Here is a 14,037-nt window from a genome sequence, read left to right as displayed (position 1 = left end):
GGCTGGCTCAGGTCACCTCGGCGCCGATGCCGAAGCCCTGCCCGTCGGCCGACCATGCACCTGCGCCGGCCATGGCGAGCGCCAGGAAGCCGCCGGCAATGGCGATGTCCTTCATCAGCATCTGCTGGTGCAGGAAGGCTAGGGTGGCATCATCGCCGCCTTGGCCGTAATGGCCGATGAAGCCCGCTACGATACAGAAAGCCGCAAGCAGAAGCGCCACGATCCGGGTCTGGAAACCGACCAGGACCAGTAGCCCCGCGATAAGCTCGAACAGGCCGGTGCCCCAGGCGGCCAGCGCCGGCAACGGAAGACCCAGACCGGTGAAATAGTCGGTGGTGCCGGCGATATTGGCCAGCGCCTGGAAGCCTGATGGGACGAAGAGCGCGGCAAATAGCAGCCGCGACACGAGAAGCAGCACATTGCGGGCCATTGGCAACTCCCTTGCCGGCGCCTGATCAGGTCAAGCCGGTGCAGTCTACGCCTGCAACCAGGCAACGAAAAAGCGGCACGGAAAATTCCGCGCCGCTCTCTTTCGAGGTCTTGGAGGACCGGTTCAGCCGCGCCTGGCGTCGACCGAATAGGCGCCGGCCCCCGAGGTCGCCAGCAGGATGAACCCGCCCGTGATGGCAAGGTTCTTCAGGAAGTTGATCATCTGCATCTGATCGGCCCAGCCGGTGTGGGCCACCAGCGCGGTGGCAATGGTGAAGACGGCCAGCACCCAGGCCGCGATCCGGGTCTGGAACCCCAAGAGGATGGCAATGCCTCCGAGCAGTTCGATCAGGCCGACGACCACTGCCGTGACGGTCGGCACCGGCAGGCCAAGGGCGCCGAAATAACCAGCGGTTCCAGCGATGGCGGTGAGCTTGCCGAAGCCCGACAGCAGGAAAATGATGGAAAGCAGAATACGGCCGACGAGGATGGTGGCCGAGGCGTTGGACGTGGTACCGGCGGCTGTGGAAGTGCTGATGGACATGGCGGTGCTCCGAATGGGTCGAATGCCCAGTCAGGTAGCCGATGCCGGCTGTTCACCAAAGAGGCCTATCCGGCGACAGATTGTTCACAACAGCTGCGTTCCGGCGAAGCGATCAGCGGCGCGAATTCGTGCCCAAGCATGCGGAACGGAGAGAAAATTGCCCGGTTCCAATGCTACCCCGGATGCGTCATATCCTCCGGCCGCACCAGCCGGTCGTAATCGGCTTCGCTGACCAGTCCGGTGGCCAAGGCCTCCTCCCGCAAGGTCGTGCCGTTCTTGTGCGCGGTCTTGGCGATCTTGGCGGCGTTGTCGTAGCCGATGGTCGGCGCCAGCGCCGTCACCAGCATCAGCGAGCGCTCGAGCGCGGCCTTGATGTTGTCTTCCCGCGCCTCGATGCCCACCACGCAATTGTCGGTGAAGGACACGGAAGCGTCGGCCAGCAGCTGCACCGACTGCAGGAAGTTGTAGGCCATCAGCGGGTTGTAGACATTGAGCTCGAAATGGCCCTGGCTGCCGGCGAAGGTGAGCGCCGCATTATTGCCGAATACCTGCACGCAGACCTGCGTCAGCGCCTCGCACTGGGTCGGATTGACCTTGCCGGGCATGATCGAGGACCCAGGCTCGTTCTCCGGCAGCGACAGCTCGCCGAGGCCGGAGCGCGGACCGGAGCCGAGCAGGCGGATGTCGTTGGCGATCTTGAAGAGGGCCGCGGCGGCGGCGTTGATCGCGCCATGCGAGAACACCATGGAGTCGTGTGCGGCGAGCGCCTCGAACTTGTTCGGCGCGGTGACGAAGGCGATGCCGGTGATCGAAGCGATGCGGTCCGCCACCTTTTCCGCGAAGCGGACCGGCGCGTTGAGGCCGGTGCCGACGGCGGTGCCACCCTGAGCCAGCTCCTGCAAACCTGGCAGCGTCTGCTCGATCCGCTTGATCGACGAAGCGACCTGTGCGGCATAGCCGGAAAATTCCTGGCCAAGCGTGAGCGGCGTGGCGTCCTGCGTATGCGTGCGGCCGATCTTGATGATGTGGTTGAAGGCGCGGGCCTTTGCGTCGAGCGCCTTGTGCAGATGGTGCAGGGCAGGGATCAGGTGGTGCACGACCCGCTCGGCGCAGGCGATGTGCATGGCCGTCGGATAGGTGTCGTTGGACGACTGGCTCATATTGACGTGGTCGTTCGGGTGCACCGGTTTCTTCGAGCCCATGACGCCGCCGAGCATTTCGATCGCCCGGTTGGAGATCACCTCATTGGCGTTCATGTTGGACTGCGTGCCGGAGCCGGTCTGCCACACCACCAGCGGGAAGTGACCGTCGAGCTTGCCGTCGATGACTTCCTGCGCGGCGTCCACGATCGCCTTGCCAATGGCCGGATCGAGCCGCTTCATATCCATGTTCACCTCGGCCGCGGCGCGCTTGACGATGCCGAGCGCACGCACGATCGAAGCCGGCTGTTTTTCCCAACCGATCTTGAAATTGCCCAGCGAACGCTGCGCCTGCGCGCCCCAATAGCGGTCGGCCGCCACCTCGATGGGACCGAACGTATCGGTTTCGGTTCTGGTCTCTTCAGCGCTCACGGGAACTCTCCGGTCTGTCGATTTGGGCAACGGCGTATCGCGTTGCACAAACGGCATCAAGCGGAGATTGCGGGCGTGAAAGATGCAAATCGGTTGAAGGCCCGGGTCAATCGCGCCCCCTCCTGGAGGAGATACCCGGCAGGGCAGCGGGGACGCTGTCGCATCGCGGGCGGTCAAGCACGGAAGCTATCGCCGGGTATGAACTTTATCCGGCCGAGGCCAGCCCGGCGGGCGCTGACTGGCGTAGCGCCAGCCGCCCCGCGACGAAATCCTTGACCTGATGCACCGCCTGCTCGCGCGTGACGCTGCCGGGCTGCAGGCCAAGCCTGAGCCACAGCCCGTCGATCAGGGCGGTGACGCCGAGCACGATCTCGTCGGCCAATTGCGGCGAAGCAAGACCGCGCAGGCCAGACAAGAGGTTGGAGCGCATGCGAGCGTGGATCACCTTCTGGATACGCGCCAGCTTCTCGTCGCGCGGCACCTCGGCGCAGAGCGACAGCCAGGCATGGCAGAGCGGCGGCAGGAAAAGGTGCTCCTCGAAATTGCCCTCGATCACGGCGTCCAGCCGTTCCATCGGAGTCCGCGCCCGCTGCAGCCTGGCGATGACGGCGTGACAGAGCACGGCGTTGGCTTCGCGCATGGCGTGCTCGAACAGCTCCTGCTTGTTGCGGAAATAATGCAGCACGATGCCCTTCGAGGCGCCGGCCTGGGCCGCGACCTTTTCCAGCGTCGCGCCGGCGATACCTTCGCGCTCCAAAACGGCGAAGGCCGCCTGCCGCAACTCCTTGCGGCGTATGTCGCTGAGGCGCGTGAGTTTCACTGGGCCGATCCATGCATGGCGAATCCACGTTGACATTTTCGTCCGCTCAGATCAACAATTGACCAATGGGACAATAAATAGATCATAAGGTCAATATGCGATGAGGAGAACCGAAATGTTGCGCATGCTTGCAAATGGCGTCTGTTTCGCGGCCCTGATGATGGCTTCGCAGGCGGCCCGGGCCGCCGAGGCCGAAAGCTGCAAAGCGGTCCGTATGGCCGAGCCGGGCTGGAACGATCTCGCCTTTACAACCGGCGTGGCCAAGGTGCTGCTCCAGGCGCTCGGCTATGAGCCGCAGAGCGAGGTGCTCGGCATCAACGTCATCTACGAAGGGATGAAGAACAAAGACCTCGACCTGTTCCTCGGCTATTGGGACCCGGCGATGGTCACGTACTACGAGCCCTACAAGAAGGAGGGCTCGATCGAGAATGTGCGGGTCAATCTGGTCGGTGCCAAATACACCTTCGCCGTGCCGACTTATGTCTGGGACGCCGGTGTCAAGGACCTATCCGACCTGCACAAATTCGCCGACAAGTTCGGAAAGAAGATGTATGGCATCGAGCCGGGCTCCAACCAGCTGATGATGGACGCCATCGCCGATCCTCAGTTCGGCCTCGACGGATGGCAGGTGGTGGAGTCGAGCGAAGCCGGCATGCTTTCGGAGGTCGGTTACGAGATCAAGGAGAAGCAGTTCATCGTCTTCCAGGGTTGGGCGCCGCATCCGATGAACACGATGTACGACTTCAAGTACCTGACCGGCGGAGACAAGTTCTTCGGTCCGAATTTCGGCGCCGCCACCGTGACCACCCAGGTGCGCAAGGGCTATCTCCAGGAATGCCCGAACGTGGCGCAGTTTCTCAAGAACCTCGCCTTCGACATCGACATGGAAAACGTCGGCATGGGCTACCTCATCAATGACGGCATGAAGCCGGAGGACGGAGCGCTGAAGTCGATCGCCTTGCACAAGGATCGCCTCGATGCCTGGCTCGCCGGCGTCACCACCTTTGACGGCAAGCCCGGCCTTGCCGCGGTCAAGGAAAAGCTCGGGCTGTGAGGCCGGCATTATCGGAGCCTGAGGAGCAGGGCATCGAGCAGGCCGCATGGTCCGGCTGCAAGCGGGTTGTCGATGTCGGCGGCCTCGACCTAGCCTATGTCGAGATCGCCGGTGCGGAGCCGCCGCTGCTGCTTGTTCACGGCTTCACCGACACCAGCCGCAGTTTTTCACTGCTGGCGCCGCATCTTTTCGGGCGCCGGCTGATCATGCCGGACTTGCGTGGCCATGGCGCCTCGCAGGCGGGAGAGAGCTGCGGCGTCGCCGACTTCGCCGCCGACATTGCCGGGCTGATCCGGAGGCTGCGGCTAAACCGGCCGATCGTCGTTGGGCACTCGCTGGGCGGCATGGTGTCGATCGCGCTGGCCGCGCAATATCCGGAACTGGTCGGCGGGATGGTAATCCTGGCCAGCACGCTGAAGCCCGACTTCGGATCGGATCACCAGCTGATCGACGGCGTCGCGGCCCTGCGCGACCCGATCTCGCCGTCCGATCCGTTCTATGATTGGTGGCATGCCTGCCGGCCCGGTGTGCCGCGGGCCTTTCTCGCCGGCCTCGCGCAAGATGCGTCCGCGATCCCCGCGGCGCGCTGGCGCGCCATTCTTGAGGAAATCCGCCGCACCGATCTGACCGCCGCAGCGCGCGCCGTGCAGGCCCCGACCCTGATCATCGCCGGCGGGCGCGATCCGCTTTTTGGTGAGGCGCACCAGAAGTCGATGGCAGGGGCGCTGACTGGATCGCGTCTGACGTGGGTGAAGGACTGCGGTCACAACCCGCATTGGGAAGACCCGGCCTTTGTCGCCAAGGCAATAGCCGGCTGGCCGGCCCAGTGACTATCGCAACAACGACCGGGCCGTAGGCGTCAGGCGCAGTGTCTCAACCGGCTTTGTGGAAACGGCCTGCAGGGTTTCGCGGACGACTTGCCATGCCGGCGAAGCGGCGAGGCCGGCCCGATAGCTCGCTTGGGCGCCGCCATCGTCGAACCCTGCGACGGTGATGAAGACGTTTTCGCCGGCACGCACGGGCAAAGGCGGAAACGTGTTTTCGGCACGCTCGCTGACGAAGGCGCCAAGCAGCCGGGCGCCCTTTGCGGCAAGGAGCGGAACCGCCTCCATCTGGAAGCGCCCGGCAAACCCGGCCTCGGCACTAGCTTGCAAATGATGAATCGAAATCTCAACAAAACCGAGCAAACAGCTTCCAACGCTTATATTTTCAGCCTCGGCGACTGTCGGTCTCTGTAGATCCGAGAGGTCGAACGCCGCACCCGGCCAAGCCGGCTTCAGCAGCAGCACGTCGTCGGAATCGATCATCGTCGCATTGGCGGCGTCGCGATGCGCTGCCCACACCGGCCCGCCATAGAAGGCGCTTAGCGAGTCTTTTCTGGTCTCCATGGTCTCGAAGCCGCGCAGCCAGACGAACATGTCGGGGCGGTCGAGATCACGGAACTGGCCGATGACGGTCATGCCTGTCGCTTCCTGCGTTTCGACGAACTCGCGGTCGAACAGCGCGATCAGCGTTTCGCGCTGCCCGAGCCTCAGCGTGTATTGCCGCAGCTCGACGACGGGCGAGGCAAGGCGGGAAGGTTGGGTCATGGCCAGAATCTCAAAACAGGGTGATCGTCCTGTTTTATAGACAGACCGGTTGTCCTGTTTTGTCAATCTGCTAGCGTGGTTTTCCGCCTTCTCCGTCGTGGGAGAAGGGGGATCGGCGCGCGGCGTCGAGACGGATGAGGGGTGTTGGACGGAGTTCTTGCCAAGCCGGAGCACCCCTCATGCGCTTCACTTGTTCAGGCGCCTTCTCCCACACGGGGAGAAGGAGGAGATGGCGATGCGCAAAAAGCGCACCAACGACCCGGAAGGCATGCGCCGGCGCGTCCTCGACGTGGCGGAAGATGCCTTCCAGGCGCGCGGCTATCACGCCTCGAGCCTTGGCGATCTGATGGCGGCGGCCGGCGTCACGGGCGGCGCGCTGCATCATCATTTCCCGACCAAGAAGGCGCTGGCGCTGGCGGTGATCGAGGAGCGGGTGGCGGCCGCGGTCCGGGAGACCTGGATCAAGCCGGTCCTGGCGGCGCCCTCGGCCCGCGAAGGCGTGCGCGCCGTGTTCGAGGCTGTGGCGGCGGAGCTTGAGCAACCAGGCTATGTGCGCGGCTGCCCCCTCAACAACCTGGCACATGAGCTATCGCTGGCCGACGACGAGTTCCGCCTGGCGCTGGCCAGGGTCTTTGCCGATTGGCGCCAGGCGATCGCAGACAAGATCCGGGCCGATCAACGGGACGGCGAGGAGGGTGCAACCGATCCGGAGCGTTTCGCCGCGCTGACCGTGGCGGCCTATTCCGGCGCCATGTCGATGGCCAAGGCATCGCAGGACGCCGCGGTGCTGCGAGAGTGCCTGAAAGGGTTGGAAAGTTTCGAGTTGCCCCCTTCGCAGGGCCAGTTGACGGTAAAGCGCCGTCGCCGTGTGTTGCTGCGGTCGAAGATCGGATAATGCTGGCGGAACGACAATTACGCCTCACTCCTTGAGCGGCTTTATCGTCTCGAACCCCACCTCGCTCTGCGCGCTCGTCCCTTCGTCGTACCGCCGCGCCAGCACCGCCCGCAGGTCCGGCGAATAGAGCGCGGTGAAGGTGTCGATGACGTTGCCCGTGTCGCCGGTAATCGTCTCGCTGACCACGAGCACATTGTATTTGCAGTCGCCCAGCTTGTAACTGTCCTTGCCCTTGACGGCCAGAGCCAGGGTCTCGGTGCCCGTCGGCGCCTTTTTTGAAGACAGTCGCACGAATTCGATCTTGCTCCTGGTGCCCGCCTTCAGCGGGAACAGCTTCTTCAAGTCGCCGAGCGGGATCATCGACAACCGCCCGGTATCGCTGTCGCGAAAAACCTCGATCAGCCCGGCATAGAGATACTGCGTCTGCGGCGACTCCGATTCGTATTTGTTGGCGACCGCTACCATGCCGCCGGGCGCCGGCCGGAACTCGCTGTCTATACCTGGCTTTTCGAGCACAAAGCCGGCTTTCGCGGTTTTGGCGTCGACGCAGTCTGCGGCCTGCGCAACACCGGCGAAGGCGAGCAGGGCGAGCGCCATGCCGGTCCTCAGCATATTCATGCCTTCCTCCCCTGGATGCATGAGCCAAAGCAATGACAGACCGCCACTGCTCTGTCGACCAACAGCCATTCACGATTGAATCTCGGATGAAACGCTTCCATGGCATGTAACTGGACGCGGAGGTTCGAGGATGTTTAATCGGGTGACGATGAATCGCCCTTCGCCAGCAACCGTGTCGCGCCGCACCTTCATCGCCAGGATGGGAGGCCTCGCTGCCACCTGCGCCTTGCCTAACGCAGCCTTCGCCCAGACCGGCAAGCGCATCCAGCCGATCGACGCCACCTTCCTGTTCATCGCCGATATCCATGCCTGCCGCATGGCGAGCGGCCTCAGCCCCAACTGCCGGCAGGAAGGCAAGACCGATGCGGCACTTCTGCGCAATGTCGCGGCGCTGAACGCGATTGCGGACAAAAGGTGGCCGGCCGAGATCGCCGGCGTCTCCACTGGCCTCCATTCGGCCGGCACCCGCATCGGCACGCCGCTTGGCCTCGTCACCGGCGGCGACATCACCGACGATGGCGGCGGCCAGGTCACCGAGCCCAGCGAAGGCACGCAGCTTCTGCAGTTCTCCCAGCGCTATCAGGAGGGCGTCGGGCCGGACCGCGTCCATATCCCGGTCTATGTCGGGCTTGGCAATCACGATCTCGACCAGAACGGCTCCTCGCCGCATGTCGACTGGTATCGCCGCGAATTGCGCGATTATGTCGAGGTCAACCATCGTCCCGGCGTGTTCTTCAAGCCGCCGGTGCCGGCAACCGAATACGACCTCGACACTGACTGCTACTCCTGGGATTGGGGTGGCCTCCATCTCGTCCAGACGCACCGCTTCGCCGGAGATATCGGCCACGGCGCGCCGAGCAGCCTGCCCTGGCTGAAGCAGGACCTCGCCACCTATGCCGGCGACGGTCGTCCAGTCATCTTGTTCCAGCACTACGGCTGGGACAGTTTCTCGACCGAGCGCTGGGATCCTGTGAAACGCACCTATGACGATGATGGCGCCGGCCGCCCGCATTGGTGGGGCGAGGCCGATCGCCAGGCGCTGCTGGCCGCCATCAAAGGCTACAACGTCATCGCCGTTTTCCACGGCCATCAGCACGATGTGCCGATGATCTACCAGCGCGACGGGCTCGACATCGTCAAGCCAAAGGCGGCCTATATGGGCGGCTTCGCGCTGGCGCGCGTGACGGCCGACAACATGGATGTGGTGTTGGGCGAGGCGGTCGGCGATCACGGCGAGGTCGTCTTCACCAACGCCTTCGCCAAGCAATTCCAGACATGAAAAGGCCGCCTCGCGGCGGCCTTGCTGGTCCTGTCATCAAGGTGAGGTCAGAAAGCCCTCTTCACCTTGTCCTTCACGTCGCCATAGGTCTTCTGCACCTTGCCGGCGAGCTTGTCGGCGGCGCCTTCGACCTGGGTCCGCCGGTTGCCGGTGGCCTTGCCGGCCGCTTGCTTGACTGAACCCTTCATTTGCTTGGCAAGACCGGCAACCTGATCCCCGTTCACCATGCGCGCATCTCCTGGGTCTGGAGGGAAAGCTGGATACGAGAACCGTATCCGGCAGCCAAACGCACGCAGACTTTTTTGGTTCCGCAAACCGGCGGCGCGACAATGGCTTTCGGCTCGAAGGTGAAGCGGTTAGGTTTGGGCCGCAACCAGTATGCAGAGAGGTCAGTCTTGGCGGAATTCACGCTTTACATCGGCAACAAATGCTTTTCCTCCTGGTCGCTGCGGCCCTGGGTGGCGATGAAGCACCTTGAGATCCCCTTTGAGGAGGGTTTCGTGCGCCTGCGCACGCCGGAGACCGCCGCCAACCTTGCCAAGCTCTCGCCGACCGGCCTGGTGCCGGTGTTGAATCATAAGGGCAGGATCGTCTGGGAGACGCTTGCAATCCTTGAATATCTTGCTGACCTCTACCCTGAGAAAAAGCTCTGGCCGAAGGACCTCGGCGCCCGCGCGCTGGCGCGCTCGGTGGCGACCGAGATGCACTCCGGCTTCCGCGAGGTCCGTTACGGCTGGCCGATGAATCTGCGCCGGCCGAAATCGCACAAGCCGCTCGATGCCGAGGGCGAGGCGCAGCGGGCTAGGATCGAGGCGATCTGGCGCCAGTGCCGGGAGCAATATGGCCAGGGCGGTCCGTTCCTGTTCGGTCATTTCACCGCGGCAGATGCCATGTATGCGCCAGTGGTCACGCGCTTCGACACCTATGGCGGCGAGCTGGCGCCCGTCACCCGCGCCTATGTCGACGCGGTATTGGCGACGCCAGCGATGCGTCACTGGTATGCTGAAGCCGCCAAAGAATCATGGCCGGAGCCTGGGGCGCACGAACAAGATTGAGCGCGAGCCCCCAGTCCGCAAATTGCGTCAACTGCTCTGATGGGGGACTTCAAGCCTCAGCCGCGTGGCCTATGTGATGGCACGGGCCGGGCATCTGGAGCTTTCTCATGACATCCGCAAATTCACCACTCATCGGCAAGGTCGCGCTCGTCACCGGCGCCTCCTCCGGCATCGGCGAGGCTACCGCCGTGACCCTTGCCGCAGCCGGGGCCAAAGTCGCGGTCGCCGCCCGTCGTGCCGATCGCCTCGAAGCCCTGGTTGCCCACATCGAGAAGGCGGGCGGCGTCGCCCTCGCCATTGAAGCCGATATTGCCAAGGCCAGCGACATTGTCGCGATGGTCGACCAGGCCGCATCCGAATGGGGACGGCTCGACATCCTGGTCAACAATGCCGGCGTTATGCTGCTTGCCTCCGCGGCCGAAGCCGATCTCGACGACTGGCGGCGAATGATCGAGCTCAACCTGATCGGCCTGATGGCGACCACCAAGGCGGCGCTGCCGCATCTCAAGGCCTCGAAGGGCCATATCGTCAACGTCTCCTCGGTGGCTGGCCGCGTGGCCAACCCGGGCGCGACCGGTTACGCGGCGACCAAGTTTGGCGTCATCGCCTTCTCGGAGTCGCTGCGCCGGGAGGTCTATGCCGACAAGGTGCGCGTCACCATCATCGAGCCGGGTCTGGTGCGCACCGAGCTCGGCGATCACATCACCAACGCGGAATTCAAGGCCGGGCTCGAACACCGTCTCGCCACGATGGAAGCTCTGACCGCCGAGGATATCGCGAACGCCATTTTCTATGCCGTCAGCCAGCCGCCAAGGGTCAACGTCAACGAGATCCTGATCCGCCCGACCGACCAGGAACGCTGAAGAGACAGGTCGATCAGGTTCTTACGGATGCCGACCCGACAATGCGCTCAGGCCGCGGTTTTCGTTATAAAATCCTGCCTGCCTATGATGAGCACGATCATGTGACGCTGACGCAAAAACGCCTCTCGCGCTTTTTACGGTGCGGGAGGCGTCTTTGTCAGCTCTCGTGAGATTGCTCTCCTCGATTGCCGACCACATGCTAATGTGCGCACGCTGGATCGGTTCCCGCCGTTCGCGAATTTTTCGGAAGCTGGCCGCCCCTTTTTCGAGTCAGCACCGGCGCGGTACCCTGCCGTGACCTGCGATGTAACTGCATCGCTAAATGCGGAAGAACGTCGGGCCAATGTCTGACTTTTTCGTTTTCGGGAGTGGATTGTTCGTCACGGCTCGATGCGATGTGCTAAGCAGCCCGCACCCGCTAATGTAAATGCTCCGAACCAGGAGAAGATTTTTGTCGCTAATTCCGAAAACATCCCGCGATCAGGCCGAGTCCCTTTTCAGCAAGTCCCGGACCCAGTCGATGTCGCTCAACCGCATTATGTCCGAACGGGACGCCGCCAGCCAGGCCAGGGAGGCCAAGACCGCGCGCCTGCGCGAACTGCGGCTGGAGAAGGAAGCAGAGACGGCTGCCCTCGCTGCCCCCGCCTCGAAACGCGTAGGCAAAGCCTGATGGCCACCAAGCGCATCCCGCCAAGGCCGATCGCCGCCGATTCGACCATAGCCGATATGGTCGATGTTCTGGACAGACCGGTCGAATATGTCCGGCGCGTCTTGGAGAAGCTGGAGCGCTGCAGGCGCATCCATGGCGATGCCCAGGTGCGGCTTGGTGTGCGCAGCCGTGCCGAATGCCCGAACTATCTGATCGAGTATGTTCGGGAGGATCGCAAGACCCACGAACGTGTGGCCCATTGCGATGCGGCCTACAGTGGCAGCACGCATCGCGAACTGGCGCCGCACCACATCGAGGAGGCCAGGAACTGGTCACCGGAGGAAATGAACATTACTGCGGTTTCGGCACTGATCGGCCGTCTGCGCAATCCGCGTGCGCCGTCACCGCATGTCGCTGAAGAGAACTGATATGGCCATAAGATACTCCGCCAAGGGTCAGCCTGCCGAAAAGCCGACCAAGCCGCCTGCCGTAAAGTCGGGCCAGTCGGCCGCCGCTCCGAAAGCCGATGGACCGGTCGCGACCGATCTGTTCGAGACATCAACGGAAGCGTCGCCGCGCAAGGCGGGCAAGAAGAAATAGCGCCTTGCCGCACGTCTCCGGCCACAGCCGCTTGCCTTGGCTGCCGGATCCGGCTGCCAAGGCAACTGATGCCTTCGACTGCCAGAGCTGCGGCGCCTGCTGCTCCTACGCGGCCGACTGGCCACGCTTTTCCACCGAGGAGGATGAGCAGCTCGACCGCATCCCGGCCGAGCTGGTCGCGGTCGACCAGTCAGGTATGCGCTGCGAGGGCGCGCGGTGCGCGGCGCTCACCGGCGAAGTCGGCAAGCATACGGCCTGCGGCATCTATGATCTCCGTCCCGATGTCTGCCGCGCCTGCATGCCCGGGGGCGACGACTGCCTGATAGCGAGGGCAGCGCATGGGCTGGCGGTGAGCTAATTTCCTCGCACCTGCAAAGCGGGGGAGAGGTGGCCGCGTAGCGGCCGGAGAGGGGGCTACGACGCTGATGGGTTCCCTCTGACTGCTGTCAACGGCAGCGCCATCCCCACTCCGTCTCGGCTTCGCCGAGCCACCTCTCCCCATTGCATGTGGGCGAGGAAAGGCGCCCCGCTTGCCCCGCCGCACGCCTCCCGGTACCTTCCCGCGCCGGGCTCGGCCGCGGAGGAAACCCATGAGCATCGAATTCCTGTTGACGTCGCTGATTATCGTGGCCTCGCCCGGCACCGGCGTCCTCTACACGCTGAGCGCCGGTCTTTCGCGCGGCGCGCGCGCCTCGGTCGTCGCCGCCTTCGGCTGCACGTTGGGCATCATCCCGCATATGGCGGCCGCCATCACCGGCCTCGCCGCGGTGCTGCACACAAGCGCCGTCGCTTTCGAGACGCTGAAATATCTCGGCGTCGCCTACCTGCTCTACATGGCCTGGAACACGTTGAAGGAAAAAGGCGGCCTCAGCATCGACGAGGATGCCGCGCCGCGCTCGACCGCCAGGACCATCACCACCGGCGTTCTGGTCAACGTGCTTAACCCGAAACTGTCGATCTTCTTCTTCGCCTTCCTGCCGCAATTCGTCAGCACCACCGAGCCGCACGCGCTGCCCAAGATGCTGGAGCTCTCCGGCGTCTTCATGCTGATGACCTTCGTCATCTTCGCCGTCTATGGCGTGTTCGCGGCTTCGGTGCGCAGCCATATCGTGTCGCGGCCGAAAGTGCTGACCTGGATGCGCCGCAGCTTTGCTGCCGCCTTCGTCATGCTAGGCGCAAAACTGGCGCTGGCGGATAGATAAGCGAGCCACCTATCCTTTCACATAGCCCATCGCTTCGACGATTTTGCCGTCCGTGACGCGCATCAGGTTGACGCCGCGCAGCGAACTGCCGTCCGACATCCAGAAGCGCCAGCGGATCGTGGCGCGGTCGCCGGCCACATAAGTCTCTTCGAGGTCGAAGCGCGTGCCGGGTCCGGTGGCGATCGCTGACCACAATTCGACGCAAGCGGCCTTGCCGGTGCGGCGGGCGCCGTCCGGCGCCGGCGTGGTATTCTCGATCACGCAGTCTTCCGCCACCAGTTCGTTCAGCGCCGACGGATCGTGACGCTGGAAGACTTCGTTATAGCGCCGCATGATTTGCGCCGTCTCGGCGGAGCGCTCGGCCGCGGCGATGTCGATGATCAATTCCTGGGTCATTGGTCTTCTCCTGTCGTTCATTGAGCTGCGAGGCTCGCCTTGAGCGTGATGGTTGCGACGCCGGCCAGTGCCCGCGAGACCAGGCAGGCCGCCTTGGCCTTTTGCGCCAGCCGTTCGAAGTCCTCGGCCAAGATGCCGGCGACGCGGGCCTCGGTTTCAAGCTCGATGCGAGTGATCGTCGGGCCCGCCGTGGTCGCGCCGAGATGCACCTTGGCGGTCGTATGGATGCTCTCGGCCGTGTGGTTGTCGGCGCCGAGCATGGCGGTGAGCGCCATCGAGAAGCAGCCGGCATGCGCGGCCGCGATCAGTTCCTCCGGATTGGTGCCCGGACCGTTCTCGAAGCGGGAGGGGAAGGAATAGGTGCCTTCGAACACGCCGCTGCCCAGCCGCAGCCTGCCGGATCCTTGCTTGAGCGTGCCCTGCCATTGGGCCGATGCTTCACGAATTGTCATGGCGGATCTCCTCTCTGTTTG

The 14,037-nt window shown here is 63.8% G+C and carries 20 protein-coding genes; 11 read left to right on the top strand and 9 right to left on the bottom strand.

Features of this window, described 5'->3' with window-relative positions; translation table 11 throughout:
* Positions 1–7 precede the first annotated feature (7 nt).
* The 4 genes from FJW06_RS12270 to betI form a co-directional block, all read right to left on the bottom strand.
* Complete coding sequence (locus FJW06_RS12270) at positions 8–430, bottom strand: DoxX family protein (RefSeq protein ID WP_140751946.1); 423 nt, start codon at positions 428–430, stop codon at positions 8–10.
* Between the two features lie 123 nt (positions 431–553).
* Positions 554–973, bottom strand: coding sequence for a DoxX family protein (locus tag FJW06_RS12265; protein WP_140751944.1), 420 nt, complete (start codon positions 971–973; stop codon positions 554–556).
* Between the two features lie 173 nt (positions 974–1,146).
* Positions 1,147–2,544 carry a class II fumarate hydratase gene (fumC, locus tag FJW06_RS12260; protein ID WP_140751942.1) on the bottom strand — a complete coding sequence of 466 codons (1,398 nt, stop codon included), beginning with the start codon at positions 2,542–2,544 and terminating at the stop codon, positions 1,147–1,149.
* A gap of 205 nt (positions 2,545–2,749) precedes the next feature.
* Positions 2,750–3,400, bottom strand: a complete 651-nt coding sequence (gene betI / locus FJW06_RS12255) for a transcriptional regulator BetI (protein ID WP_140751940.1) — start codon at positions 3,398–3,400, stop codon at positions 2,750–2,752.
* Positions 3,401–3,479: 79 nt separating this feature from the next.
* Here betI and choX point away from each other — a divergent pair, with 79 nt between their 5' ends.
* On the top strand, positions 3,480–4,418 hold the full coding sequence (choX, locus tag FJW06_RS12250) for a choline ABC transporter substrate-binding protein (protein ID WP_140751938.1): 939 nt from the start codon (positions 3,480–3,482) through the stop codon (positions 4,416–4,418).
* Complete coding sequence (locus tag FJW06_RS12245; protein ID WP_181178257.1) at positions 4,415–5,248, top strand: alpha/beta hydrolase; 834 nt, start codon at positions 4,415–4,417, stop codon at positions 5,246–5,248. The genes choX and FJW06_RS12245 overlap by 4 nt, the downstream gene beginning before the upstream one ends.
* Here the strand turns inward: FJW06_RS12245 and FJW06_RS12240 are convergent, their stop codons facing one another.
* Positions 5,249–6,073 (bottom strand): NIPSNAP family protein, encoded by an 825-nt coding sequence (locus FJW06_RS12240; protein ID WP_348644029.1) that lies wholly within the window; start codon positions 6,071–6,073, stop codon positions 5,249–5,251.
* Between the two features lie 163 nt (positions 6,074–6,236).
* Between FJW06_RS12240 and FJW06_RS12235 the strand changes: the two genes are divergently transcribed.
* Positions 6,237–6,902, top strand: a complete 666-nt coding sequence (locus FJW06_RS12235; protein WP_140751936.1) for a TetR/AcrR family transcriptional regulator — start codon at positions 6,237–6,239, stop codon at positions 6,900–6,902.
* 24 nt (positions 6,903–6,926) lie between these two features.
* Here the strand turns inward: FJW06_RS12235 and FJW06_RS12230 are convergent, their stop codons facing one another.
* Positions 6,927–7,520 carry a hypothetical protein gene (locus FJW06_RS12230; RefSeq protein WP_140751934.1) on the bottom strand — a complete coding sequence of 198 codons (594 nt, stop codon included), beginning with the start codon at positions 7,518–7,520 and terminating at the stop codon, positions 6,927–6,929.
* Between the two features lie 148 nt (positions 7,521–7,668).
* Here FJW06_RS12230 and FJW06_RS12225 point away from each other — a divergent pair, with 148 nt between their 5' ends.
* Positions 7,669–8,799 (top strand): metallophosphoesterase, encoded by a 1,131-nt coding sequence (locus FJW06_RS12225; RefSeq protein WP_181178268.1) that lies wholly within the window; start codon positions 7,669–7,671, stop codon positions 8,797–8,799.
* A gap of 47 nt (positions 8,800–8,846) precedes the next feature.
* On the opposite strand, the gene FJW06_RS12220 is transcribed toward FJW06_RS12225, so the two are convergent.
* On the bottom strand, positions 8,847–9,026 hold the full coding sequence (locus FJW06_RS12220) for a CsbD family protein (protein ID WP_140751930.1): 180 nt from the start codon (positions 9,024–9,026) through the stop codon (positions 8,847–8,849).
* 168 nt (positions 9,027–9,194) lie between these two features.
* Between FJW06_RS12220 and FJW06_RS12215 the strand changes: the two genes are divergently transcribed.
* The 7 genes from FJW06_RS12215 (at position 9,195) to FJW06_RS12190 (ending at position 13,168) form a co-directional block, all read left to right on the top strand.
* Complete coding sequence (locus FJW06_RS12215) at positions 9,195–9,854, top strand: glutathione S-transferase family protein (RefSeq protein WP_140751928.1); 660 nt, start codon at positions 9,195–9,197, stop codon at positions 9,852–9,854.
* A 107-nt stretch (positions 9,855–9,961) separates the two neighbouring features.
* Complete coding sequence (locus tag FJW06_RS12210; RefSeq protein WP_140751926.1) at positions 9,962–10,717, top strand: SDR family NAD(P)-dependent oxidoreductase; 756 nt, start codon at positions 9,962–9,964, stop codon at positions 10,715–10,717.
* Positions 10,718–11,168: 451 nt separating this feature from the next.
* Entirely contained in the window at positions 11,169–11,387 is a 219-nt protein-coding gene (locus FJW06_RS12205) for a hypothetical protein (protein ID WP_181178255.1), read from the top strand.
* Positions 11,387–11,794 (top strand): hypothetical protein, encoded by a 408-nt coding sequence (locus tag FJW06_RS12200; protein WP_140751922.1) that lies wholly within the window; start codon positions 11,387–11,389, stop codon positions 11,792–11,794. Before FJW06_RS12205 ends, FJW06_RS12200 begins: the two co-directional genes overlap by 1 nt.
* Position 11,795: 1 nt before the next feature.
* Positions 11,796–11,966, top strand: a complete 171-nt coding sequence (locus FJW06_RS30085) for a hypothetical protein (protein ID WP_181178253.1) — start codon at positions 11,796–11,798, stop codon at positions 11,964–11,966.
* A 40-nt stretch (positions 11,967–12,006) separates the two neighbouring features.
* Complete coding sequence (locus tag FJW06_RS12195) at positions 12,007–12,324, top strand: YkgJ family cysteine cluster protein (RefSeq protein WP_246674599.1); 318 nt, start codon at positions 12,007–12,009, stop codon at positions 12,322–12,324.
* A 232-nt stretch (positions 12,325–12,556) separates the two neighbouring features.
* Positions 12,557–13,168: a LysE family translocator gene (locus tag FJW06_RS12190; protein ID WP_140751918.1), complete on the top strand. Its 612-nt coding sequence runs from the start codon at positions 12,557–12,559 to the stop codon at positions 13,166–13,168.
* Positions 13,169–13,177: 9 nt separating this feature from the next.
* On the opposite strand, the gene FJW06_RS12185 is transcribed toward FJW06_RS12190, so the two are convergent.
* Together FJW06_RS12185 and FJW06_RS12180 are read right to left on the bottom strand one after the other, a co-directional pair.
* The gene (locus FJW06_RS12185; protein WP_140751916.1) at positions 13,178–13,564 is read right to left on the bottom strand and encodes a nuclear transport factor 2 family protein; all 387 of its coding nucleotides are present in this window, start codon (positions 13,562–13,564) and stop codon (positions 13,178–13,180) included.
* A gap of 17 nt (positions 13,565–13,581) precedes the next feature.
* On the bottom strand, positions 13,582–14,016 hold the full coding sequence (locus FJW06_RS12180) for an OsmC family protein (protein WP_140751914.1): 435 nt from the start codon (positions 14,014–14,016) through the stop codon (positions 13,582–13,584).
* Between the last annotated feature and the right edge of the window lie 21 nt (positions 14,017–14,037).

It is taken from the genome of Mesorhizobium sp. B4-1-3 (genome assembly GCF_006439355.1).
Taxonomy (GTDB): domain Bacteria; phylum Pseudomonadota; class Alphaproteobacteria; order Rhizobiales; family Rhizobiaceae; genus Mesorhizobium.
The sequence above is the reverse complement of the archived record's forward strand: the minus strand, read 5'-3'. Positions and strand labels throughout refer to the sequence as shown.